20 protein-coding genes are annotated in these 22,842 nt (G+C 55.2%); 12 read left to right on the forward strand and 8 right to left on the reverse strand.

What is annotated here, in order from left to right; all coding sequences use genetic code 11:
- The first annotated feature begins 80 nt into the window (after window positions 1-80).
- The gene (locus ACMGG3_RS18050) at window positions 81-995 is read left to right on the forward strand and encodes an alpha/beta hydrolase (RefSeq protein WP_073397756.1); all 915 of its coding nucleotides are present in this window, start codon (window positions 81-83) and stop codon (window positions 993-995) included.
- Window positions 996-1,023: 28 nt separating this feature from the next.
- On the opposite strand, the gene fabY is transcribed toward ACMGG3_RS18050, so the two are convergent.
- From fabY to ACMGG3_RS18080, 6 genes are all read right to left on the reverse strand, one after another.
- Window positions 1,024-1,965, reverse strand: a complete 942-nt coding sequence (fabY, locus tag ACMGG3_RS18055) for a fatty acid biosynthesis protein FabY (protein WP_020883976.1) — start codon at window positions 1,963-1,965, stop codon at window positions 1,024-1,026.
- Between the two features lie 44 nt (window positions 1,966-2,009).
- Window positions 2,010-2,447, reverse strand: coding sequence for a D-aminoacyl-tRNA deacylase (gene dtd / locus ACMGG3_RS18060; RefSeq protein WP_020883977.1), 438 nt, complete (start codon window positions 2,445-2,447; stop codon window positions 2,010-2,012).
- Complete coding sequence (locus ACMGG3_RS18065; protein ID WP_014172237.1) at window positions 2,444-3,325, reverse strand: virulence factor BrkB family protein; 882 nt, start codon at window positions 3,323-3,325, stop codon at window positions 2,444-2,446. Before ACMGG3_RS18065 ends, dtd begins: the two co-directional genes overlap by 4 nt.
- Window positions 3,319-3,918, reverse strand: a complete 600-nt coding sequence (yihX, locus tag ACMGG3_RS18070) for a glucose-1-phosphatase (protein ID WP_014172238.1) — start codon at window positions 3,916-3,918, stop codon at window positions 3,319-3,321. The genes ACMGG3_RS18065 and yihX overlap by 7 nt, the downstream gene beginning before the upstream one ends.
- Window positions 3,919-4,040: 122 nt before the next feature.
- The gene (locus tag ACMGG3_RS18075; protein WP_032679260.1) at window positions 4,041-4,841 is read right to left on the reverse strand and encodes a DeoR/GlpR family DNA-binding transcription regulator; all 801 of its coding nucleotides are present in this window, start codon (window positions 4,839-4,841) and stop codon (window positions 4,041-4,043) included.
- 34 nt (window positions 4,842-4,875) lie between these two features.
- The gene (locus ACMGG3_RS18080; RefSeq protein WP_414149351.1) at window positions 4,876-5,772 is read right to left on the reverse strand and encodes a sugar kinase; all 897 of its coding nucleotides are present in this window, start codon (window positions 5,770-5,772) and stop codon (window positions 4,876-4,878) included.
- Between the two features lie 155 nt (window positions 5,773-5,927).
- Here ACMGG3_RS18080 and yihU point away from each other — a divergent pair, with 155 nt between their 5' ends.
- From yihU to ompL, 7 genes are all read left to right on the forward strand, one after another.
- Window positions 5,928-6,818: a sulfolactaldehyde 3-reductase gene (gene yihU / locus ACMGG3_RS18085; protein ID WP_414149352.1), complete on the forward strand. Its 891-nt coding sequence runs from the start codon at window positions 5,928-5,930 to the stop codon at window positions 6,816-6,818.
- 17 nt (window positions 6,819-6,835) lie between these two features.
- Window positions 6,836-7,711, forward strand: a complete 876-nt coding sequence (gene yihT / locus ACMGG3_RS18090) for a sulfofructosephosphate aldolase (protein ID WP_025202734.1) — start codon at window positions 6,836-6,838, stop codon at window positions 7,709-7,711.
- Between the two features lie 14 nt (window positions 7,712-7,725).
- On the forward strand, window positions 7,726-8,967 hold the full coding sequence (gene yihS / locus ACMGG3_RS18095; RefSeq protein WP_059306256.1) for a sulfoquinovose isomerase: 1,242 nt from the start codon (window positions 7,726-7,728) through the stop codon (window positions 8,965-8,967).
- Window positions 8,968-8,983: 16 nt separating this feature from the next.
- Complete coding sequence (locus tag ACMGG3_RS18100) at window positions 8,984-11,008, forward strand: alpha-glucosidase (protein WP_414149353.1); 2,025 nt, start codon at window positions 8,984-8,986, stop codon at window positions 11,006-11,008.
- Between the two features lie 45 nt (window positions 11,009-11,053).
- On the forward strand, window positions 11,054-12,436 hold the full coding sequence (locus ACMGG3_RS18105) for an MFS transporter (RefSeq protein WP_414149354.1): 1,383 nt from the start codon (window positions 11,054-11,056) through the stop codon (window positions 12,434-12,436).
- A gap of 43 nt (window positions 12,437-12,479) precedes the next feature.
- Window positions 12,480-13,904 carry an MFS transporter gene (locus ACMGG3_RS18110; RefSeq protein ID WP_151887105.1) on the forward strand — a complete coding sequence of 475 codons (1,425 nt, stop codon included), beginning with the start codon at window positions 12,480-12,482 and terminating at the stop codon, window positions 13,902-13,904.
- Window positions 13,905-13,978: 74 nt separating this feature from the next.
- On the forward strand, window positions 13,979-14,665 hold the full coding sequence (gene ompL, locus ACMGG3_RS18115) for a porin OmpL (RefSeq protein WP_414149355.1): 687 nt from the start codon (window positions 13,979-13,981) through the stop codon (window positions 14,663-14,665).
- Between the two features lie 83 nt (window positions 14,666-14,748).
- Here the strand turns inward: ompL and typA are convergent, their stop codons facing one another.
- On the reverse strand, window positions 14,749-16,572 hold the full coding sequence (typA, locus tag ACMGG3_RS18120) for a ribosome-dependent GTPase TypA (RefSeq protein ID WP_014172248.1): 1,824 nt from the start codon (window positions 16,570-16,572) through the stop codon (window positions 14,749-14,751).
- A gap of 387 nt (window positions 16,573-16,959) precedes the next feature.
- Here typA and glnA point away from each other — a divergent pair, with 387 nt between their 5' ends.
- The 4 genes from glnA to ACMGG3_RS18140 all read left to right on the forward strand — a co-directional run bounded on the left by glnA (window position 16,960) and on the right by ACMGG3_RS18140 (window position 21,249).
- Window positions 16,960-18,369: a glutamate--ammonia ligase gene (glnA, locus tag ACMGG3_RS18125; protein ID WP_014172249.1), complete on the forward strand. Its 1,410-nt coding sequence runs from the start codon at window positions 16,960-16,962 to the stop codon at window positions 18,367-18,369.
- A gap of 185 nt (window positions 18,370-18,554) precedes the next feature.
- Window positions 18,555-19,604, forward strand: a complete 1,050-nt coding sequence (gene glnL, locus ACMGG3_RS18130; protein WP_014172250.1) for a nitrogen regulation protein NR(II) — start codon at window positions 18,555-18,557, stop codon at window positions 19,602-19,604.
- Window positions 19,605-19,615: 11 nt separating this feature from the next.
- A complete protein-coding gene (glnG, locus tag ACMGG3_RS18135; protein WP_020883985.1) occupies window positions 19,616-21,028 on the forward strand; it encodes a nitrogen regulation protein NR(I) in 1,413 nt (470 codons plus the stop codon).
- 110 nt (window positions 21,029-21,138) lie between these two features.
- Window positions 21,139-21,249: a YshB family small membrane protein gene (locus ACMGG3_RS18140; protein WP_032670298.1), complete on the forward strand. Its 111-nt coding sequence runs from the start codon at window positions 21,139-21,141 to the stop codon at window positions 21,247-21,249.
- 64 nt (window positions 21,250-21,313) lie between these two features.
- On the opposite strand, the gene hemN is transcribed toward ACMGG3_RS18140, so the two are convergent.
- The gene (gene hemN, locus ACMGG3_RS18145; RefSeq protein WP_414149356.1) at window positions 21,314-22,687 is read right to left on the reverse strand and encodes an oxygen-independent coproporphyrinogen III oxidase; all 1,374 of its coding nucleotides are present in this window, start codon (window positions 22,685-22,687) and stop codon (window positions 21,314-21,316) included.
- Window positions 22,688-22,842: the final 155 nt, after the last annotated feature.

Genomic DNA, 22,842 nt, shown 5'->3' on the forward strand with positions numbered 1-22,842 from the left:
TTCAGCCTCATTTTCCCTGTTTCACTCGACAGCAAACTGAGTTATAACACTGTATATTCATACAGATTAAAGGGACCCACATGGCACTCGAAAAAGGGATTGATACGCTGGTTCAGGCGTTCATCGCAGCAGGACGCCCTTCTGCGCGTAGCCAAAGTATTGATGACCGGAGAGCAGGCTATATTGCCAGCACGGCGCTTGCCGGTGAGACAGAAACGCGCGTTGACGTAGAAACGCTGAACCTCGAAGGCATCACATATCGCGTCTTCTCTCCGCCAGATGCTGCTGAAAAGCTGCCGACCGTTATCTACTACCACGGGGGATGCTTCATAAGCGGCGGCTTCGATACTCACGATAATCAACTGCGCCAGTTAGCGTTTTATGGCAACTGCCGCGTCATTGCGATCCAGTACAGACTTGCTCCTGAACATACCTACCCTGCCGCCCATGATGATGCAGAAAGAGGCGCACATCTGGTCTGGCAATACGCGGATATGTTTGGCGTGGATAAAAACCGTATCACCCTGTGCGGGGACAGCGCAGGAGGCCATCTGGCACTGGTGACTGCCCTGCGGCTCACGTCTTCCGGACTCTGGCAGCCTGCGCAGCTCATTCTTATCTACCCGATGCTGGATGCCACGGCCTATTTTGAAAGTTATACCCGTAACGGCGCGGATTACGTCATCACCCGCGATACGCTGCTGAGCGGATATGAGCTCTATCTGGCCAACACGGAACGCCAGCATCCTGAAGCGAGCCCGCTCTGGCGAAAGGATTTTAGCGGCCTGCCTCCCGTGCACATCATTACTGCCGAGTTTGATCCGCTTTGCGACGAAGGTGAAGCGCTATATCAGCGCCTGACTGAGCAAGGCGTCACGTGTACGGCTCAGCGGTGGCTGGGGGTTATCCATGGATTTTTCCAGCTTGGCGGGGTCAGCCCGTCTGCGCGCGATCTTCTAAGGGATATTGCCAGACGGATCGGCGCGGGGAATTAGCCCGGCAATCCTGCCGGGATGACGGAACCTACTCTTCTTCATTTCCACCCTCTTCAAACGCGCCAAACGGCTTCGCAGGAAGAACGATGTAGGTACCTTCAAAGACAGCACCCGGCGTTTCATCGCCGAACAGCTCAACGCGCATCTGTACGCGCGCTTTACGCCCGCGCGCCAGGCGGTCGAGATCGCCCCCAAGTGCGCCCAAATCGGCAACGGCGCTCGGCTTACCACTGATCGGCGCGCTGTAACGAATATGGGCATCGGCCAGAATAATGGTGCCGCCAAGATGGCGTTCGCGGAGCATCAGCCAGATAAGCCCCCAGCCGGTCAGCGTGGCGAGTGAAAACAGGCTGCCGGCAAACAGGGTGTGATGGGGGTTCTGATTGCCGATTTCCGGCATGGTGGTAATGAATTTTTGCCCGGTGTACTGCTGAATACGCACGCCCATTTTTTCACTCAGGGGAATGTGCTGATACCAGGCCTGCTGGAGCTGCCCACACCAGTCGGCGCGATGGAGAATATCATCCAGCGTAGCGATGGGTTTGATCATCAAAAAGTGACGAATCGGCGTGGTTTGCGGGGCGGTGATTTCCCCCTGGTTAACAAAACCGAGTTTGGCGAAGAATTCGACGGCGTCTTCGCGGGCGCTACAGGTGACGCGCTTAACCCCTTCCTGACGGGCGACGGACTCAAGGGTCATCGCCATCAAGGTGCCGAGGCCTTTATCCTGCACGGAAGGATGAACCGCCATAAAGCGGATTGAAGCTTCGTTATCGGCATTGATGTACAAACGCCCGACGGCGACGAGGTTACCCTCTTCGTCCATCACCATCTGGTGATGGGCCATCGCATCCCAGGCGTCGCGCTCAGACCCTTTTGGCTGATGTAATGGCTTGCGTAACATTTCCCAGCGGAACTGGTAATAGGCTTCTAACTCTTCTTCCGTTTGCGGTACTCGAAGGTGATACATAGCTGTACTCTCTCTTGTTACCCGCGGCCACGCCGCCAGTTGGCTCATACCTGGAGCCAGAATGTGACGGGGCCATCGTTCACCAGCGATACCTGCATATCTGCAGCGAATCGTCCGGTTTGCGTATTCATGTCCTGTTGACGACAACGCGCCACAAAGTACTCGTAAAGGGCTTCTGCACGATCCGGTGCGGCACCTTTAGAGAAACCCGGGCGCATGCCGCGCTCGGTATCGGCCGCCAGCGTAAACTGGGAGACCACCAGCACGCTGCCACCCGCCTGCTGAACGTTCAGGTTCATCTTACCTTCCGCATCGCTGAAAATGCGGTAGCCCAGCACGCGCTCGCACAAGCGGTTGGCTTTCTGTTCGTCATCATCCTTTTCGACACCTAACAACACTAAAAGTCCTGGGCCAATTTCACCCGTCACCTCTCCCTCCACGGTGACGCTGGCACGGGTTACGCGCTGTATCAATGCAATCATGGTTGGTCTGCTTCTTGTTGTTTTTCAGCTTCTGCTGCTTTTTTAAGTTCGCGGTATACGCCGAGAGTGACAGTTATTTCGGCACCAAGCAAGACGATACACCAGGTCCAGTAGACCCAGACAAATAAAATGGGGATCACCGCCAGCACGCCGTAAATCAGCTGATAAGACGGGAACATGGTGATGTAAAGGGCAAACCCTTTTTTGCCCAGTTCAAAGAGCAATGCCGCGACCAGCGCGCCCACGACCGCATCGCGGTTAGGCACGCGCGTGGTCGGTACCACGCTGTAAAGCAGCCAGAAAGAGAGCCACGATAAAATCAGCGGGAAGATACGCAACAGGTTATCGATAACGCCGTTGAGATCGCTGGCCCAGCGCAGCGAAAGCAGATACGAACTGATAGCCAGACTCGCACCGGCCAGCAAGGGCCCCAGCGTTAAGATCATCCAGTACACCGCAAAGGAATAAACCTTGGGCCGCGCCTTTTTACTCCGCCAGATGGCATTCAGCGCGTTATCTATGGCGTACATCAATAACAGCGCCGTGACGATCAGGCCACACGCCCCGACCGCCGTCATTTTGCTGGAGTTAGCGACAAACTGTTCAATGTAGTTCTGTATGACGTCCCCGGTGGCGGGAATAAAATTCGCAAAGACAAAGTGGCGAAGCTGCAGGCTGACATCTGCAAACATCGGAAAAGCGGAAAATAGCGCAAAAATGACGGCCACCAGCGGCACAAGCGAGAGCAGTGACACGTAGGCGAGGTTACCCGCCAGCGTGGTCATGTTGTCCTCATCAATGCGATGCCAGAGCAGTTTCAGCCACGCCCTGAGCGGACGAGTATGATGCGTGGCTTTTTGATGAACGGTTTTTAGCATAACTGCTTCGCAAAATAGTTTGGTATCGTCTCCTTTCCGGTCACCAGAATTGACGTGATACCCAACTGGTTAGCTCCCTCTATATTATCGGCATTGTCGTCGAAAAAGACCGCATCGGCCGCGGTGAATCCTTCCGCCTGCAGAACCGCCTGATAGATACGCGCTTCGGGTTTACGCATCCCCATCTCCTGGGAGAGGTAGATTTTATCGGCCGCCGCCTGCACCTCAGGATACTCGTCAGGCCAGAACGTGGTATGCAGACGGTTAGTATTCGACAGCACCACAACCCGATGCCCCTGCTCGCGGAGTTTATGCATAATGGCGATCACGTCAGGGCGGATCGCGACGAACACTGCCTGCCAGCCATGGGAAAACTGCTCGTAACTTAACGGCACATCCATTTCATGACACAGACGTTCAGCAAATTCTTCATCGCTAATTTCGCCCCGCTCGTGCTGATGGAAGGTCTCGCCCATGGCGAAACTCTGCTTTAACGTCGCCAGCGGGACACGGCTAAAGTCGCTCCATGCGCCCAGCACCCGATTAAAATCGATATCGACGATTACATTTCCTAAGTCAAAGATATAAAGCATTTTTTATCTCCTGCTCGCCGTGGAAAAGTAACTGTAGCGGGAAAGATAAGGTTTGGCTATGCGCCAGATTCAGCTTACAGAAAGGAAAGGCCCGAGCCTGAATATCGGGCCATTAAGAAGGGTTAGCCTGCCTGCTGTTCGTCGCCTGAATTCACCTCAACGACTTCAACCTTGCTGGATTTGAGATGATTGTGCAGCGCAGATCCCGGTAGCTCATCGGTGAAGAGCGCGGTTGCCTGCGACACGTTACCAATTTCAACGGCAGCAGAGGCGTGGTATTTCGTATGATCGGCCGCCAGTAAAATATGTCGCGCGTGGGCCATCATGGTTTTCACCACGCTGGCTTCATTAACGTCAAACTCCATCATCGCGCCGTCGTGTTCAATTGCTCCGACGCTGGTCACCAGGTAATCGGCACGGAAGCCTGACACGAACGCCGTCGCCGCAGGCCCGATAATGCCTCCGTTATGCGGACGCAGCGTACCGCCTGGCACCATCACTTCAAAGCGCGGGTTCTTATACAGAATATGCGCCACCCGCAGACTGTTGGTGATGATGCGCAGATGATTATGGTTGAGCAGCGCCCGGGCAACGTGCTCCACCGTCGTCCCGATAGTAATGAAGATGGTTGAACCATCGGGAATGTAGTCAGCAATCGCTTCGGCAATGGCCCGCTTCTCTTCGGTCAAGGAGACTTCACGTTGCTCAAACGCGGTGTTCACCACGCTGGATGCCCTGCCCGCGCCGCCATGATGACGCGTGATCAGCCCCTGCTCACTCAGCTTGCGGATATCCCGGCGCACGGTTTGCGTTGAGACGTCCAGCAGTTGCGCCAGTTCATCAATGTTCATATAGCCGCGGTCAGCAATCAACGTAAGCAGTTGATCGTGCCGCGGGTTGCCGGTCAGTTCGGTAAGGCTCATGGGCTGTCCTCTGAAAACCATCACGCCCCGCATTTTATACAAAAAGTGACAAAAAAGAGCGGGTTTGATCACAGTCAGGTATACCCGCCCGTCCTCCGGGCCGGGTACATTTCAGTGCCGCAACCGCACTCGCGAAACGTACCGCGTCTGGTGACGCCCCCTGCTGCGCCAGACTCACCGCCAGCGCGCCGTGAAAGACATCCCCTGCACCTGTGGTATCCACCACGTCGACCGCAAATCCCGGCTGATGACGAAGCGCGCCCTGCTCCAGCCAGTAACACCCTTCACGCCCTTGCGTGACGTAGACATGTCCATTTGTGAGCGTTTGTGCTTTTCTCAGCGCGTTTTCCGTGTCGTCCAGCTGGCTTAAACGCCGCAAACCCGGCGCGGAGAAGGCCGCGTGATCGCTTAAGGCGACCAGCTCAGCAATATCCTGCGGGGTGACATCGGCATCAAGCAGCGTACTGACGCCCTGCTGGCGGGCAAGGGTGAACGCCTGTTTAGCCCCTTCGTGCCAGCGCACGTCGGCTAATACGATATCCCATTGCGAAAAGTCGATATCCTGCAGCCATGCCGCCGTAGCCGGGAGATCGGGGCTGGGGTAGTTAGCAATGACACGCTCCCCGTGACCATCCACCAGCACGGCCGATTGCGATGAACGGGCTCCTTTCACCATCCGCGTATAGCGCGTGTTTACCCTCAGGGACTCCAGCTCCGCGAGCAGTCTTCTGCCGGTATCGTCATCACCCACCCGGCCAATAAAATCCACCTCAGCCCCCAGTTTCGCTGCCGCCACCGCCGCAGTCGCCGCAGGACCGCCGCCCACCTCCGTATAGTCTTTTGCGACATATTTGCCACCTTCTTTCGGTAAATCATCGAGATACCAGATGCGATCCAGCACGGTAATGCCGACACAAACGATGCGAGTCATGGTGATTCCTTCTGCGTTTTCTGATGCTCTCATTTTAATTTCACGAAATGTTTAAAAAGTGACCCCTGTCAATTTTTTGACTATAAATTACAAATACGATCAAAAACAGACAACACAAACGCTCAATAATTGACACGATGTGACAGGAGAGAAGCATGTCAGCAATTGCCTTTATCGGGTTAGGACAGATGGGTGCGCCTATGGCAACGAATCTGCTTAAACAGGGCCACCAGCTTCACGTTTTTGATGTAAACCCGCAGGCGATACAGGCCCTGGTGGCGCGTGGAGCCCTGGCTGCAGCCACGCCTGCACAGGCAGTAAAGGAGGCCGAATTTGTCATCACCATGCTGCCAAACGGAGACCTGGTTCGCACAGTCTTGTTTGGTGAGCATGGCGTCTGCGAAGGGTTATCCCGCGAAGCGCTGGTCATTGATATGTCCACTATTCACCCGCTACAGACCGATGCCCTGATCCGCGACATGGCTGAACGTGGTTTCAGCATGATGGATGTGCCTGTCGGACGCACATCGGACCATGCCGTCGCCGGAACATTACTCCTTCTGGCTGGCGGTACCGCGCAGCAGGTTGAACGAGCCACGCCGGTGTTGATGGCGATGGGCAATGAACTGATAAACGCAGGTGGGCCAGGCATGGGTATCCGCGTGAAGCTTATTAATAACTACATGAGCATTGCCCTGAACGCGCTGTCCGCTGAAGCCGCCGTGCTGTGTGAAGCCCTCGGCCTCTCTTTCGATGTGGCGCTCAGCGTCATGAGCGGTACGCCAGCAGGAAAAGGCCACTTCACCACCTCATGGCCTAACAAGGTGCTCAAAGGCGATCTTACACCGGCCTTTATGATCGACCTCGCGCATAAAGATCTGGGGATCGCGCTGGACGTGGCAAACCAGCTCCACGTCCCGATGCCGCTGGGCGCCGCCTCCCGTGAAGTCTACAACCAGGCGCGGGCCGCCGGACGCGGGCGCGAAGACTGGACAGCCATTCTTGAACAGGTTCGCGCATCCGCCGGGCTGAAAAAAACACACTGATACGAAAGGACTGAGGAATGACGATGTACACCCTGAAAGATATCACCCGACCTTCCGGCGGTTTTGCAATGCTGGCCGTTGACCAGCGCGAAGCGATGCGCCTGATGTTTGCTGCGGCGGGCGCTCCGGTGCCGGTCACCGATCGGCATCTCACCGACTTTAAGGTCAACGCGGCCAAAATTCTGTCGCCGTATGCCTCCGCCATTCTTGTCGATCAGCAGTTTTGCTACCAGCAGATCGTTGAGCAACAGGCCGTTGCCAAAAGCTGCGCGATGATTGTGGCAGCAGACGAATTTATTCCGGGGAACGGGATCCCCGTTGACAGCGTCGTCATCGATAAAAACGTTGATGCTCAGGCGGTCAGGCGCGATGGCGGTAAAGCGCTGAAGCTACTGGTGCTGTGGCGTAGCGACGAAGATCCGCAGCAGCGTCTGGAGATGGTGAAGGCGTTCAATCAGCTGTGCCATGACAATGGACTACTTAGCATTATTGAGCCGGTAGTCCGCCCGCCGCGTCGCGGCGCGACGTTTAATCGTGAACAGGCCATTATCGACGCGGCAAAAGAGCTGGGAGACAGCGGAGCTGACCTTTACAAAGTGGAGATGCCCCTGTTCGGCAAAGGCTCTCAGCAGGAATTGCTGACTGCCTCGCAAAAACTGAACGAGAACATCGCCATGCCGTGGGTGATCCTCTCATCCGGCGTGGACGATAAGTTGTTCCCAAGGGCGGTGAGTGTTGCGATGCAGGCGGGCGCATCCGGCTTTTTAGCCGGCCGCGCCGTCTGGTCATCAGTGATTGGCCTGCCGGACACGGAACTGATGCTCCGTGATATTTCTGTGCCGAAACTGCAGCGTTTGGGTGAGATCGTCGACGAAATGATGGCTCGCCGTTAAGAAAGGACCCGAACATGAAATGGTTTAACACCCTGAGCCATAACCGCTGGCTTGAACAAGAGACTGACCGCATTCTCGATTTCGGTAAAAACGCCGCCGTGCCGACCGGCTTTGGCTGGCTGGGCAATAACGGTCAGGTGCGCAGCGATATGGGCACGCATCTGTGGATCACCGCCCGTATGCTGCACGTTTATGCCGTGGCGGCAAACATGGGGCGTCCCGGCGCATATGCCCTGGTGGAGCATGGCATCAACGCCCTGAATGGTCCGCTGCGTGACCGGCAATATGGCGGCTGGTACGCCTGTATTAACGATGAAGGCGTTATGGATGCCTCCAAGCAGGGCTATCAGCACTTCTTTGTTTTGCTGGGCGCGGCCAGCGCCGTCACCACGGGCCATCCACAGGCTCGCAAGTTACTGGACGATGCCATCGAGGTGATTGAGCGTTATTTCTGGAGCGAACAGGAACAGATGTGCCTGGAATCCTGGGATGAGGCCTTCAGCAAAACCGAAGAGTACCGTGGCGGCAACGCCAATATGCACGCTGTCGAAGCCTTCCTGATTGTGTATGACGTGACGCATGACCGTAAATGGCTCGACCGCGCCCTGCGCATTGCTTCGGTGATCATTCACGACGTGGCACGTAAGGGCGAGTACCGGGTTAATGAGCATTTCGATACGCAATGGAACCCCATCCGCGATTACAACATTGATAACCCCGCTCACCGTTTTCGCGCCTACGGCGGTACGCCAGGCCACTGGATCGAGTGGGGCCGCCTGATGCTGCACCTGCGCGCTGCGCTGGAAGCGCGTTTTGAAACACCCCCCGCATGGCTGCTGGAAGATGCAAAAGGCTTGTTCCACGCCACAATCCGCGACGCCTGGGCACCCGATGGTGCCGACGGTTTTGTCTATTCCGTTGGCTGGGATGGTAAACCCATCGTTCGCGAGCGCGTGCGCTGGCCGATTGTCGAAGCGATGGGAACGGCCTATGCGCTCTATACCGTCACCGGCGAGGCGCAGTACGAAGCCTGGTATCAGAAATGGTGGGATTACTGCATCAAATACCTGATCGACTACGAGAACGGTTCATGGTGGCAGGAGCTGGATATCCATAACGAAGTGACCACCAAAGTCTGGGACGGCAAGCAGGATATTTATCATCTGCTGCATTGCCTGGTGATCCCTCGCTTACCGCTGGCGCCAGGGTTAGCCCCGGCCGTTGCCGCCGGATTACTGGATAGCCAGGCCAAATAATAAAAACGGAGATCTTATGCGTACCCTACACAATATTATTCTTAAAAGCAGTGAACATGGTTTCACCCTGAGCTGGCAGGATCGTCTGATTCTGTCCCACACCGCCGACACCCCGTGCCTGTGGATCGGTGCGGGTGAAGCCGATATCGAGATGTTTCGCGGCAACTTCAGCATCAAAGACAAACTCAACGAAAAAATTGCCCTGACCGAGGCCACCGTCGCGCCGCAAAATGCGGGCTGGGCGATTCGCTTTACCCGGGGTGACGCCGTCAGCGCCACGCTACTGGTGGGTATGGATGCCGAAGGACGCCTGGAGCTGAAACTCAAAAATGATGCCACCAGCCATAACCGCATCTGGCTGCGGCTGGCGGCCCAGCCCGAGGATCATATCTATGGTTGCGGAGAGCAGTTCTCCTACTTCGACCTGCGCGGCAAGCCGTTCCCGTTGTGGACCAGCGAGCAGGGCGTGGGCCGTAATAAGCAGACCTACGTCACCTGGCAGGCAGACTGCAAAGAGAACGCGGGCGGCGATTACTACTGGACCTTCTTCCCGCAACCCACCTTTGTGAGCACCCAGAAGTACTACTGCCACGTGGATAACAGCTGTTATATGAATTTCGACTTCAGCGCGCCGGGGTTCCACGAGCTGGCCTTCTGGGAAGATAACGCCACGCTGCGCTTCGAATGTGCGCAAACGTATGTCGATCTGCTGGAAAAACTGACCGGGTTACTGGGCCGTCAGCCCGAACTGCCGGACTGGGTTTACGACGGGGTAACGCTGGGCGTTCAGGGCGGCACCGACGTGTGCCAGCAAAAGCTCGACACCATGCGCAACGGCGGTGTGAAGGTGAACGGTATCTGGGCGCAGGACTGGTCCGGCATCCGGATGACCTCCTTTGGCAAACGCGTGATGTGGAACTGGAAGTGGAACAGCGATCTGTATCCGCAGCTGGATACACGTATCCCGCAGTGGAAGCAGGAAGGCGTGCAGTTCCTCTCCTATATCAACCCTTACGTGGCGAGCGACAGAGACCTCTGTGAAGAGGCGGCGAAACGCGGTTATCTGACCAAAAACGCCGACGGTCAGGACTATCACGTCGAGTTCGGCGAGTTCTATGCGGGCGTTATCGACCTGACGAATCCGGAAGCCTACGACTGGTACAAAGAGATCATCAAAAAGAACCTGATAGAACTGGGCTGTGGCGGCTGGATGGCTGATTTTGGTGAATATTTGCCGACTGATACCTTCCTGCACAACGGCGTGAGCGCGGAAATCATGCACAACGCCTGGCCTGCGCTATGGGCGAAATGTAACTACGAGGCGCTGGAAGAGACCGGCAAGCTCGGCGAGATCCTGTTCTTTATGCGCGCGGGTTATACCGGCAGCCAGAAACACTCGGTGATGATGTGGGCCGGCGATCAGAACGTCGACTGGAGCCTGGACGACGGTCTGGCGTCAGTGGTTCCTGCGGCACTCTCACTGGCAATGACCGGGCACGGGCTGCATCACAGCGACATCGGCGGTTATACCACGCTGTTTGAGATGAAACGCAGCAAAGAGCTGCTGCTGCGCTGGTGCGACTTCAGCGCCTTCACACCGATGATGCGTACCCACGAGGGCAACCGCCCTGGCGATAACTGGCAGTTTGATGGCGACGGCGAAACCATCGCCCACTTTGCGCGTATGACGACCGTCTTCACTACCCTGAAGCCCTACATCAAAGCCGCCGTTGCGCAGAACGCGAAAAGCGGCCTGCCGGTGATGCGTCCGCTGTTCCTGCATTACGAAAACGATGCGCGCAGCTACACGCTGAAATACCAGTATCTGTTTGGCCGCGATCTGCTGGTGGCACCGGTCCATGAAGAAGGCCGTCGTGACTGGACGCTCTATTTGCCTGAGGACACCTGGGTGAATGCCTGGACGGGTGAAACGCATGAGGGCGGTGACATCACCGTTGACGCTCCGCTCGGCAAACCGCCGGTGTTTTATCGCCAGCAAAGCGAATGGGCAGACCTGTTTAGCACCTTACGTCATATCTGATAAGGCTCGCCCGCAGGGAAACCTGCGGGCAGATGGAGAACAATAATGCGTCAACACGCTTCCGATCCGGCAACGCTACGCCTGCCGTTTAAAGAGAAACTCGCCTACGGGATGGGCGATCTCGGCTCTAACATCCTTCTGGATATCGGCACGTTGTATCTGCTGAAGTTCTACACCGACGTTCTTGGCCTGCCTGGTACCTACGGCGGGATCATCTTCCTGATTGCCAAGTTCTTCACCGCCTTCACCGATATGGGCACGGGTATCATGCTCGATTCCCGACGCAAGATCGGTCCTAAGGGCAAATTCCGCCCGTTCGTGCTGTATGCGGCGTTCCCGGTGACGTTACTGGCCATCGCAAACTTTGTCGGCACGCCGTTTGAAATCACCGGCAAAACAGTGATGGCGACCGTGCTGTTCATGCTTTACGGCCTGTTCTTCAGCATGATGAACTGCTCCTACGGTGCGATGGTGCCGGCCATTACCAAAAACCCGGACGAGCGCGCTTCGCTGGCCGCCTGGCGTCAGGGTGGCGCCACGCTTGGCCTGCTGCTCTGTACCGTCGGGTTTGTGCCGGTAATGAACCTGATTGAAGGCAATGACCAGCTTGGGTATATCTTTGCCGCGACCCTCTTCTCGCTGTTCGGGCTGTTCTTTATGTGGTGGTGCTATAAGGGCGTGACCGAGCGTTACGTTGAGATGCAGCCCGCCAATCCAGCCCAGAAGCCCGGCCTGCTGCAGTCGTTTCGCGCCATCGCCGGTAACCGACCGCTGTTTATTCTCTGCATCGCCAACCTGTGCACGCTGGGGGCCTTTAACGTCAAGCTCGCCATTCAGGTTTACTACACGCAGTACGTGCTGAACGACCCTATTCTGTTGTCCTACATGGGTTTTTTCAGCATGGGCTGCATTTTTATCGGCGTCTTTATGATGCCCAGCGCGGTGCGTCGCTTCGGCAAGAAAAAGGTCTATATCAGCGGTCTGCTGATTTGGGTGGCAGGCGACCTGCTCAACTACTTCTTTGGCGGTGGTTCGGTGAGCTTTGTGGCGTTCTCCTGTCTGGCCTTCTTCGGCTCAGCCTTCGTGAACAGCCTCAACTGGGCGCTGGTGTCCGATACCGTGGAGTACGGCGAATGGCGCACCGGCGTGCGATCCGAAGGGACGATCTATACCGGCTTTACCTTCTTCCGGAAGGTCTCACAGGCGCTGGCCGGCTTCTTCCCCGGCATCATGCTCACGCAAATCGGCTATGTGCCAAACGTGGTGCAATCCGCCGGAACGGTTGAAGGGCTGCGGCAGCTGATATTTATCTACCCCAGTCTGCTGGCCGTCATCACCATCGTGGCGATGGGCTGTTTCTACAACCTCAACGAGAAGATGTATGTGCGCATCGTGGAAGAAATTGAACTGCGCAAACGTACAGCATAACTGACTTGAGAGAGCGCCCTGCGGGGCGCTGTGAGGATCGACCATGACACACAAGAGTGATCCGTTAACCCTGAAGCTGAGCCTGCGCGAAAAGTGCGCCTACGGGATGGGCGATTTTGGCTCTAACCTGATGCTCTGTATTGGCACGCTGTATCTGCTGAAGTTTTATACTGATGAACTGGGCATGCCCGCTTTTTATGGCGGCATTATTTTCCTGGTGGCGAAGTTCTTTACCGCATTCACCGACATGCTGACCGGTGTGTTGCTGGATTCGCGGCGTAACATCGGTGCCAGAGGCAAATTCAGGCCGTTTATTCTTTATGCCTCGGTGCCGGTTGCCCTGGTGGCCACGGCGCAGTTTGTGGCCACCGATTTTAGCCTGACGGTGAAAACCGCTATCGCCACCCTGCTCTTCATGATGTTTGGCCTCTGTTATAGCCTGATGAACTGCTCTTACGGCGCGATGGTTCCCGCCATCACTAAAAATCCGAACGAGCGGGCGCAGCTTGCGGCCTGGCGCCAGGGCGGCGCAACGGTTGGGTTATTGCTCTGCACCGTAGGGTTTATGCCAATCCAGGCGCTGTTTGTCAGCCAGCCCTCCCTCGGCTATCTGGTGGCCGCACTGGTGTTCGTCACCGGCGGTCTGTTCTGCATGTGGTGGTGCTACAGCGGTGTGAAAGAGCGCTATGTGGAGGTTACGCCCGATCATCATAAGCCTGGCATCCTGAAATCCTTCTGTGCCATTTTCCGCAACCCGCCGTTGCTGGTGTTGTGTATCGCCAACCTTTGCACCCTCGCCGCGTTTAATATCAAACTGGCGATTCAGGTCTATTACACCCAGTACGTGCTAAACGATCTGCATCTGCTGTCGTGGATGGGTTTTTTCAGTATGGGCTGCATTCTGGTTGGCGTGTTTCTGGTGCCGGGCGCGGTTAAGCGCTTCGGCAAGAAGCCGGTCTACCTTGGCGGGCTGACGCTGTGGGCCGTGGGCGACGTGATGAACTTCCTCTGGGGAACCAGCTCCCTGCTCTTTGTGCTCTTTTCCTGCATGGCCTTTTTCGGTACGGCATTCGTAAACAGCCTCAACTGGGCGCTGGTGCCCGATACCGTTGATTATGGCGAGTGGAAAACAGGCATTCGCGCCGAAGGATCGGTTTATACCGGTTATACCTTCTCACGCAAAATCTCCGCCGCCCTCGCCGGTTTCCTGCCGGGCATTATGTTGACGCAGATTGGCTACATTCCACACGCCGTGCAGAGTACGGGCACGCTACTGGGGCTCCGTCAGCTAATTTTTCTCTGGCCGTGCGGCCTGGCGATCGTTGCCGCGATAACCATGGGACTCTTTTATAAACTCAACGAAGCACGCTTCGCCTTTATTATTGAGGAGATTGGAAAACGGAAAAAACAACCCGCAAAACCCCCTGAGTTAACCACCAACAATAAAGCGTCAGCAGTCACTTTATAACAATAAATCCGGCCCTGATTCCCTTCCTGTGTAACAGGAGGGGGGCCTTTCTGTACCTCATACATGGACTGATTATGAAAAGAATCGTTACTGCACTGGTTGTGTCGTCTGTGTCCTGCTCGGCAGTTGCCGGCGCCTATGTCGAAACGCGCGAAGCCTATAATACGGCCTCTGAACTGCACGAAGTGATCCTGCGTGCCGGCTATAACTTCGATAAGGGCGCGGGGCTGATGTTCACTAACGCCTATAACGTGGGCAAATGGGACGAGCTTAAGCACAGCTATAACGAAATTGAAGGGTGGTATCCGCTTTTTAGACCGACCGATAAACTCACCTTTCAGCCTGGCGGTTTACTGAATGACAGCAGCGCCGGGTCCGGAGGCGCTATCTATCTGGATACCAATTATAAATTTCTCGACTGGTTTAACCTGACCTTCCGTTATCGCTATAACCACAACAATTACGATACGCCGGACTACAACGGCCAGATGGATAAAAACGACACCCACGAATTCGCTAACTACTGGAATTTCAAGGTCACGGATGCGTTTTTCTATACCTTTGAACCGCATTTTTTCCAGCGCGTGAACGATTACCACAGCAAAAATGGCAGAGACCATCACTGGGAAATCACTCACAAATTTAGCTATAAAATCGATAAAAACTGGCTGCCCTATCTCGAGCTCCAGTGGCTGGACAGATGGAATGATTACAACCGCGAGCAGTACCGTATCCGCCTGGGGTTAAGGTATTCGTTCTGATAATAAAAAAAGCCGCTGATCGCTCAGCGGCTTTTTACGTGCCGGGTGGCGCATGCGCTTACCCGGCCTACGGATTGACCGTATTACTCTTCTTTCGCACCGCGCATTGCACGTTTACGATCGTTCTCGGTCAGGTGACGTTTACGGATACGGATAGACAGTGGGGTCACTTCTACCAGTTCGTCGTCATCGATGAACTCCAGAGCTTGCTCCAGGGTCATCTTGATCGGTGGAACCAGAACCGTTGCTTCGTCAGTACCGGACGCACGCATGTTGGTCAGTTTCTTACCGGTCAGGCAGTTTACAGTCAGGTCGTTAGAACGACTGTGAATACCGATGATCTGGCCTTCATAAACTTCAGCACCGTGACCCAGGAACAGCTTACCGCGATCCTGCAGACCGAACAGCGCAAACGCAACCGCTTTACCCTGACCGTTGGAGATCAGAACGCCGTTGTTACGCTGGCCAACTTCACCCGGACGCACGTCGTCGTAGTGGCTGAAGGTGGAGTACAGCAGACCGGTACCGGACGTCATGGTCATGAACTCTGAACGGAAACCGATCAGACCACGGCTTGGGATCACGTAGTCGAGACGTACGCGGCCTTTGCCATCTGGATTCATGTTTTTCAGGTCGCCTTTACGCTCACCCAGAGCCTGCATAACAGAACCCTGATGCTGCTCTTCAACGTCCAGCGTTACGTTCTCGAACGGCTCTTGTTTACGGCCGTCGATTTCGCGGAAGATAACTTTCGGACGGGAAACCGCCATTTCGAAACCTTCACGACGCATGTTTTCGATCAGAACAGACAGGTGCAGCTCACCACGACCAGAAACGCGGAATGCGTCAGCATCCTGAGTTTCTTCAACGCGCAGCGCAACGTTGTGCACCAGCTCTTTGTTCAGGCGGTCAAGGATCTGACGAGAGGTAACGAATTTACCTTCTTTGCCACAGAACGGAGAGGTGTTGACGTTGAAGAACATGGTTACCGTTGGTTCATCAACAGACAGGGCTGGCAGCGCTTCCACATTCTGCGGGTCGCAGATGGTGTCAGAGATGTTCAGCTCGCCCAGACCGGTAATCGCGATGATGTCGCCCGCTTCAGCCAGTTCGCTGTCGATACGCTCCAGACCCAGGTGAGTCAGCACTTTGCCCACTTTACCGTTACGGGTTTTGCCTTCGCTATCGATGATAGTAACCTGCTGGTTCGGCTTCACTTTACCGCGTTTGATGCGGCCGATACCGATAACGCCAACGTAGTTGTTGTAGTCCAGCTGGGAGATCTGCATCTGCAGCGGACCATCAAGATCAACATCCGGAGCCGGTACGTGATCGACAATCGCCTGATACAGCGGAGTCATGTCTTCCGCCATATTTTCGTGATCCAGACCCGCGATACCATTCAGCGCCGAAGCGTAAATGATAGGGAAGTCCAGCTGCTCGTCGGTCGCGTCGAGGTTAACGAACAGGTCGAACACCTGATCAACAACCCAGTCAGGACGCGCGCCCGGACGGTCAACCTTGTTGATAACAACAATAGGTTTCAGGCCATGGGCAAATGCTTTTTTGGTCACGAAGCGCGTTTGCGGCATTGGGCCGTCAAATGCGTCAACTACCAGCAGCACGGAATCCACCATGGACATCACGCGCTCAACTTCACCACCGAAGTCGGCGTGCCCTGGGGTATCAACGATGTTGATACGGTAGTCATTCCATTTGATAGCGGTGTTTTTCGCGAGGATAGTAATCCCACGCTCTTTCTCCAAATCGTTGGAGTCCATCACACGCTCTTGAGTTTCGGCACGAGCATCAAACGTACCGGACTGCTGCAGCAGCTTATCAACCAGGGTGGTTTTACCATGGTCGACGTGCGCGATGATGGCGATGTTACGCAAATTTTCGATCACAACTTTGCCTCAGGCATTAGAAATAGCGCGTTATTGTACACGGATTAATCGCACTACAAAACAGGATCACAAACATCCCCCGCAAACAAGTATTGCAGAGATGCTTTGTGATCGCTTTCACGGAGCGTAAAAAGGGCACTTTAACGAAAATTGCACCAATATGGTGCTCAGTGTTCACACTGAAGCACTATACTGGTGCAACATAACCATTGTGGTGCAGCACTTTTGCACTATGGTGCGCATGATAACGCCTTTTTGGGGTGTTTTAAAAGTTGGCACAGATTTCGCTTTATAAAAATACGGCAAAAAAATGGCACACAGCCAGCCCAAGACAGAAATTGAAGACCTCGTTACCACGACGACAATGACCAATCTGGAGAGTTAAGTATGTCCGCTGAACACGTTTTGACGATGCTGAACGAACATGAAGTGAAGTTTGTTGATCTGCGCTTCACCGATACCAAAGGTAAAGAACAGCACGTCACTATTCCTGCTCATCAGGTAAACGCCGAATTCTTTGAAGAAGGCAAAATGTTTGACGGCTCCTCCATTGGCGGCTGGAAAGGTATCAACGAATCTGACATGGTTCTGATGCCTGACGCTTCCACTGCGGTCATTGATCCGTTCTTCGAAGAACCAACCCTGATCATCCGTTGCGACATCCTCGAGCCAGGCACACTGCAGGGCTACGACCGCGACCCACGCTCCATCGCGAAACGCGCTGAAGAGTACCTGCGTTCAACCGGTATCGCAGACACCGTACTGTTCGGGCCAGAGCCAGAATTCTTCCTGTTTGATGACATCCGTTTCGGTGCCTCTATTTCTGGCTCCCACGTTGCCATCGACGATATCGAAGGTGCATGGAACTCCTCCACCAAATACGAAGGTGGTAACAAAGGTCACCGTCCTGGCGTTAAAGGCGGTTACTTCCCGGTTCCTCCGGTCGACTCCGCTCAGGACATCCGTTCCACCATGTGTCTGGTGATGGAAGAGATGGGCCTGGTGGTTGAAGCTCACCACCACGAAGTGGCGACTGCGGGTCAGAACGAAGTGGCAACCCGCTTCAACACCATGACCAAAAAAGCAGACGAAATTCAGATCTACAAATACGTTGTGCACAACGTTGCGCACCGTTTCGGTAAAACCGCGACCTTCATGCCAAAACCAATGTTCGGCGATAACGGTTCCGGTATGCACTGCCACATGTCTCTGTCCAAGAACGGAACCAACCTGTTCTCTGGTGACAAATATGCCGGTCTGTCTGAGCAGGCTCTGTATTACATTGGCGGCGTAATCAAACACGCTAAAGCGATCAACGCCCTGGCGAACCCAACCACTAACTCCTACAAGCGTCTGGTCCCAGGCTATGAAGCACCGGTAATGCTGGCGTACTCTGCGCGTAACCGTTCTGCTTCTATCCGTATCCCTGTGGTAGCGTCTCCTAAAGCGCGTCGTATCGAAGTTCGCTTCCCGGATCCAGCCGCTAACCCATACCTGTGCTTCGCAGCACTGCTGATGGCGGGTCTGGACGGTATCAAGAACAAGATCCACCCAGGCGAAGCCATGGACAAAAACCTGTACGACCTGCCGCCAGAAGAAGCGAAAGAGATCCCACAGGTTGCAGGCTCTCTGGAAGAAGCCCTGCAGGCGCTGGACGCAGACCGCGAGTTCCTGACTGCAGGTGGCGTGTTCACCGACGACGCTATCGATGCTTACATCGCCCTGCGTACTGAAGAGAACGACCGTGTGCGTATGACGCCACACCCGGTTGAGTTCGAACTGTACTACAGCGTTTAAGTTTCAATGAGTTTCGCGCGCCCTTTTACGCGCGATCTCACAAGCTTTTATTTGTTGCCGTGGAAACTTTCAGCCCATCTCCGGATGGGCTTTTTTCTCCACCAACAAACTGATCTCACGCGCTTTTTACGACGAAAAAGCTATACTGCACTAAATTAGTGCAACCAACTCCAGGAGACTGCTGAATGGCAACTGGCACGCTGCCCGATGCTGGGCAGATCCTCAATTCTTTGATTAACAGTATTTTGCTGGTCGACGACGAGCTGGCCGTACATTACGCCAACCCGGCGGCGCAGCAGCTGCTCGCCCAGAGTTCACGCAAACTGTTTGGCACCCCGCTTCCGGAATTATTGAGCTATTTCTCGCTGAATATTGGCCTGATGCAGGAAAGTCTGCAGGCCGGTCAGGGCTTTACCGATAACGAAGTCACGCTGGTGATCGACGGGCGCTCACATATTTTATCGCTTACCGCACAACGGCTTCCTGAAGGGCTGATCCTGCTTGAAATGGCGCCGATGGATAATCAGCGCCGCCTGAGCCAGGAGCAACTTCAGCATGCCCAGCAAATTGCCGCCCGTGACCTGGTGCGAGGCCTGGCGCATGAAATCAAGAACCCACTGGGTGGCTTACGCGGTGCGGCACAACTCCTGACCAAAGCGCTGCCCGACCCTGCGCTGGCGGAGTACACCAACGTCATCATTGAGCAGGCAGACCGCCTGCGTAACCTGGTTGACCGTCTGCTTGGGCCACAACAACCCGGTATGCATGTCTCAGAAAGTATTCATAAAGTGGCTGAGCGGGTTGTGAAACTCGTCTCAATGGAGCTGCCGGAGAACGTCACGCTGGTCCGTGATTACGACCCAAGCCTGCCGGAACTGGCGCACGACCCGGATCAGATTGAGCAGGTCTTGCTGAATATTGTGCGTAATGCCCTGCAGGCACTGGGGCCGGAAGGGGGCGAAATTATTTTGCGCACCCGCACCGCGTTCCAGCTCACACTGCACGGCGTGCGCTATCGTCTGGCTGCCCGCATCGACGTTGAGGACAACGGGCCGGGTATTCCGTCGCATCTTCAGGACACCCTGTTCTACCCGATGGTCAGCGGTCGCGAAGGCGGTACCGGTCTGGGGTTATCCATTGCCCGTAGTTTGATCGATCAACACTCTGGAAAAATTGAATTTACCAGTTGGCCGGGACATACCGAGTTTTCGGTTTTCCTGCCGATTAAAAAATAAAGGTGACGTTTATGCAACGAGGGATAGTCTGGGTAGTCGATGACGATAGCTCCATCCGTTGGGTGCTTGAACGCGCGCTCACAGGGGCAGGATTAAGCTGCACGACGTTTGAGAGCGGCAGCGAAGTGCTCGACGCACTCACCACCAAAACGCCGGATGTGCTGCTTTCGGATATTCGCATGCCGGGAATGGACGGGCTGGCGCTTTTAAAGCAGATCAAACAACGCCATCCTATGCTTCCGGTCATCATAATGACGGCGCATTCCGACCTGGACGCCGCGGTGAGCGCCTATCAGCAAGGGGCGTTCGATTACCTGCCCAAACCGTTTGATATCGACGAAGCGGTCGCCCTGGTTGAGCGCGCGATCAGCCACTACCAGGAGCAGCAGCAGCCTCGTCACACGCCTGACTTCGGGCCCACGACGGACATCATTGGCGAAGCGCCGGCCATGCAGGATGTGTTTCGTATCATTGGCCGTCTGTCACGCTCGTCCATCAGCGTACTGATTAACGGTGAATCGGGAACCGGTAAAGAGCTGGTAGCGCATGCCTTACATCGCCACAGCCCGCGGGCAAAAGCACCGTTTATCGCCCTGAATATGGCCGCCATCCCAAAGGATTTAATTGAATCCGAACTGTTTGGCCATGAGAAAGGGGCTTTTACCGGCGCGAATACCATTCGCCAGGGTCGCTTCGAGCAGGCTGATGGTGGAACACTCTTTCTGGATGAAATCGGCGATATGCCGCTGGATGTCCAGACCCGTCTGCTGCGCGTGTTGGCCGACGGACAGTTTTATCGCGTAGGTGGCTATGCGCCGGTGAAGGTCGATGTACGCATTATTGCCGCGACGCACCAGAATCTGGAGCAGCGCGTCCAGGAAGGTAAATTCCGTGAGGATTTATTCCATCGCCTGAACGTGATCCGCGTTCATTTGCCACCGCTACGTGAACGCCGTGAAGATATTCCCCGCCTGGCGCGTCATTTTCTGCAGGTCGCTGCCCGTGAGCTGGGCGTGGAAGCCAAGCAGTTGCACCCGGAAACCGATGCCGCCCTCACCCGCCTGGCGTGGCCGGGCAACGTGCGTCAGCTGGAAAACACCTGTCGCTGGTTGACCGTAATGGCCGCCGGACAGGAAGTCCTGATTCAGGATTTACCGGCTGAACTGTTTGAAGCGACTGCGCCAGAAAGCAGCACCGGACATGCATTGCCGGACAGCTGGGCGACGCTGCTGGCGCAGTGGGCCGATCGCGCGCTGCGTTCCGGTCATCAAAACTTGCTGTCTGAAGCCCAGCCCGAGATGGAGCGCACGCTGTTGACCACCGCACTCCGCCATACACAGGGCCATAAGCAGGAAGCGGCACGCCTGCTGGGATGGGGACGTAATACCCTGACGCGTAAGCTGAAAGAACTTGGCATGGAGTGATCTTTACCCTTGTGTAAAGGTTATTAATTGAGCGCAAAATGCTGCTATTTTGCGCTTTACTGTATCAATGATTTTTGTATGATCGTGCCCGGAAAGTGAGGGTGATCATCATGCTGGAAACATTAGTGAATATGCTCTCAAGTGGAGCAGCTGAAAGCCACACGCCACAAACAGCCGTTGCTGCTGTGCTGTGCGCGGCGCTGGTTGGACTGTTTAGCTAGAGAGTCGCTAACAAAAAAGCCGGGTAGCGGCTTCGCCTTACCCGGCCAAATATGTTGGCATGTCTTAAATGACGCGTGAGAACTGCTGCAGACGCGCTTTCTGACGCAGATAGGCGTCGAAGCACATGCAGATATTACGAATCAACAGGCGCCCTTTGGGTGTCACGTCAATTGCACGTTCTGAAACATCCACCAGCCCATCTTTTGCCAGAGGCGCTAACAGCTTCAGGTCATCAGCAAAGTAATCGCTGAAATGCAGATCCCACTGCGCTTCCACCTCGCTGAAATCAAGACGGAAGTTACAGATGAGCGCCTTAATCACGTCACGACGGATGCAGTCATCGCGCGTTAACGCGATACCGCGCCACAGCGCGTTGCCCGCGTCATCTACCTGCTGGTAGTAAAGCTTCAGCTCTTTCAGGTTCTGCGCGTAGCAGTCCCCGATCATGCTGATGGCGGAGACGCCCATCCCCAGCAAATCGGTGTCGCCCTGGGTGGTGTAGCCCTGAAAATTTCGGTGCAGTACGCCTTCGCGCTGGGCAATAGCCAGCTCGTCATCCGGACGAGCAAAGTGATCCATACCGATGAACTGATAACCGGCTTCGGTCAGCGAGGCGATGGTTTCCTGCAGAATATCCAGCTTCTGTTGGGCAGAAGGCAGGTCGGCATCTTTGATTTTGCGCTGAGCGGCAAACAGCGTCGGCAGATGCGCATAGTTAAAGACGCTCAGGCGGTCCGGGTTGAGTTCGGCCACGCGTTTCAGCGTGAAGGCGAAGCTCTCCGGCGTTTGCTTAGGCAGGCCGTAAATCAGGTCGATATTGGTCGACGTAAAGCCGATATCGCGGGCGTGGTTGAGTAAGGCAAAGATAAACTCTTCATCCTGCTCACGGTTCACCAGCCGCTGCACCTCTTTGTTGAAGTCCTGCACGCCCATGCTCAGGCGATTGAAACCTTCAGCGCGTAAGTGATCCAGTACATCCAGCTCAATTTCGCGCGGATCGACCTCGATCGAGATTTCAGCATCGTCGTTAAAACGGAAGTTGTTGCGCAGGAGCGTCATTAAACGGCTGATCTGCGCTTTATTCAGATACGTTGGCGTCCCCCCACCCCAGTGAAGCTGGCTGACGTGACGGCCGGCAAACAGCGGGGCACGGTGCAGAATTTCCTGCTCCAGCGCATCCAGATACTGATCGGCTTTATGTTGCTGACGGGTAACGATTTTATTGCAGCCGCAGAAGTAGCAGAGCTTGTGGCAGAACGGAATATGGACATAGAGCGACAGCGGACGCTCGGGGTAGCGCGCGACAGCCTGCTGAAACGCCGCTTCGCCGAAACTATCGGAGAACTCCAGCGCGGTGGGGTATGACGTATAACGCGGCCCGGAATAGTTATATTTCTGGATTAGGGCCAAATCCCAGTCGATAGTTGGTACAGACATGCTCACTCCTTCCGTTGGTGTCGCGTTCGCATACGGCGGCCCGTTCTGGCCCCATCGCGGGCCATCACTCGGGTGCGCAGCCACTTCTGTCGCCGCGACAACCGCCGTAGTTTAACGAATAACCACACCAGATAACATATAACCGGAAGGGTTAT

It is taken from the genome of Enterobacter sp. BNK-18, from assembly GCF_047456135.1.
Classification (GTDB): domain Bacteria; phylum Pseudomonadota; class Gammaproteobacteria; order Enterobacterales; family Enterobacteriaceae; genus Enterobacter; species Enterobacter ludwigii.

Coding starts and splice junctions, on each gene's coding strand:
- ACMGG3_RS18065 (WP_014172237.1), bottom strand. CDS start 3,325: ATGCTAAAAACCGTTCATCAAAAAGCCACGCATCATACTCGTCCGCTC.
- dtd (WP_020883977.1), bottom strand. CDS start 2,447: ATGATTGCATTGATACAGCGCGTAACCCGTGCCAGCGTCACCGTGGAG.
- yihX (WP_014172238.1), bottom strand. CDS start 3,918: ATGCTTTATATCTTTGACTTAGGAAATGTAATCGTCGATATCGATTTT.
- glnA (WP_014172249.1), top strand. CDS start 16,960: ATGTCCGCTGAACACGTTTTGACGATGCTGAACGAACATGAAGTGAAG.
- ACMGG3_RS18050 (WP_073397756.1), top strand. CDS start 81: ATGGCACTCGAAAAAGGGATTGATACGCTGGTTCAGGCGTTCATCGCA.
- glnL (WP_014172250.1), top strand. CDS start 18,555: ATGGCAACTGGCACGCTGCCCGATGCTGGGCAGATCCTCAATTCTTTG.
- ACMGG3_RS18110 (WP_151887105.1), top strand. CDS start 12,480: ATGACACACAAGAGTGATCCGTTAACCCTGAAGCTGAGCCTGCGCGAA.
- ACMGG3_RS18105 (WP_414149354.1), top strand. CDS start 11,054: ATGCGTCAACACGCTTCCGATCCGGCAACGCTACGCCTGCCGTTTAAA.
- hemN (WP_414149356.1), bottom strand. CDS start 22,687: ATGTCTGTACCAACTATCGACTGGGATTTGGCCCTAATCCAGAAATAT.
- yihT (WP_025202734.1), top strand. CDS start 6,836: ATGACGATGTACACCCTGAAAGATATCACCCGACCTTCCGGCGGTTTT.
- glnG (WP_020883985.1), top strand. CDS start 19,616: ATGCAACGAGGGATAGTCTGGGTAGTCGATGACGATAGCTCCATCCGT.
- yihS (WP_059306256.1), top strand. CDS start 7,726: ATGAAATGGTTTAACACCCTGAGCCATAACCGCTGGCTTGAACAAGAG.
- fabY (WP_020883976.1), bottom strand. CDS start 1,965: ATGTATCACCTTCGAGTACCGCAAACGGAAGAAGAGTTAGAAGCCTAT.
- ACMGG3_RS18080 (WP_414149351.1), bottom strand. CDS start 5,772: ATGACTCGCATCGTTTGTGTCGGCATTACCGTGCTGGATCGCATCTGG.
- ACMGG3_RS18100 (WP_414149353.1), top strand. CDS start 8,984: ATGCGTACCCTACACAATATTATTCTTAAAAGCAGTGAACATGGTTTC.
- ompL (WP_414149355.1), top strand. CDS start 13,979: ATGAAAAGAATCGTTACTGCACTGGTTGTGTCGTCTGTGTCCTGCTCG.
- yihU (WP_414149352.1), top strand. CDS start 5,928: ATGTCAGCAATTGCCTTTATCGGGTTAGGACAGATGGGTGCGCCTATG.
- ACMGG3_RS18075 (WP_032679260.1), bottom strand. CDS start 4,841: ATGAGCCTTACCGAACTGACCGGCAACCCGCGGCACGATCAACTGCTT.
- ACMGG3_RS18140 (WP_032670298.1), top strand. CDS start 21,139: ATGCTGGAAACATTAGTGAATATGCTCTCAAGTGGAGCAGCTGAAAGC.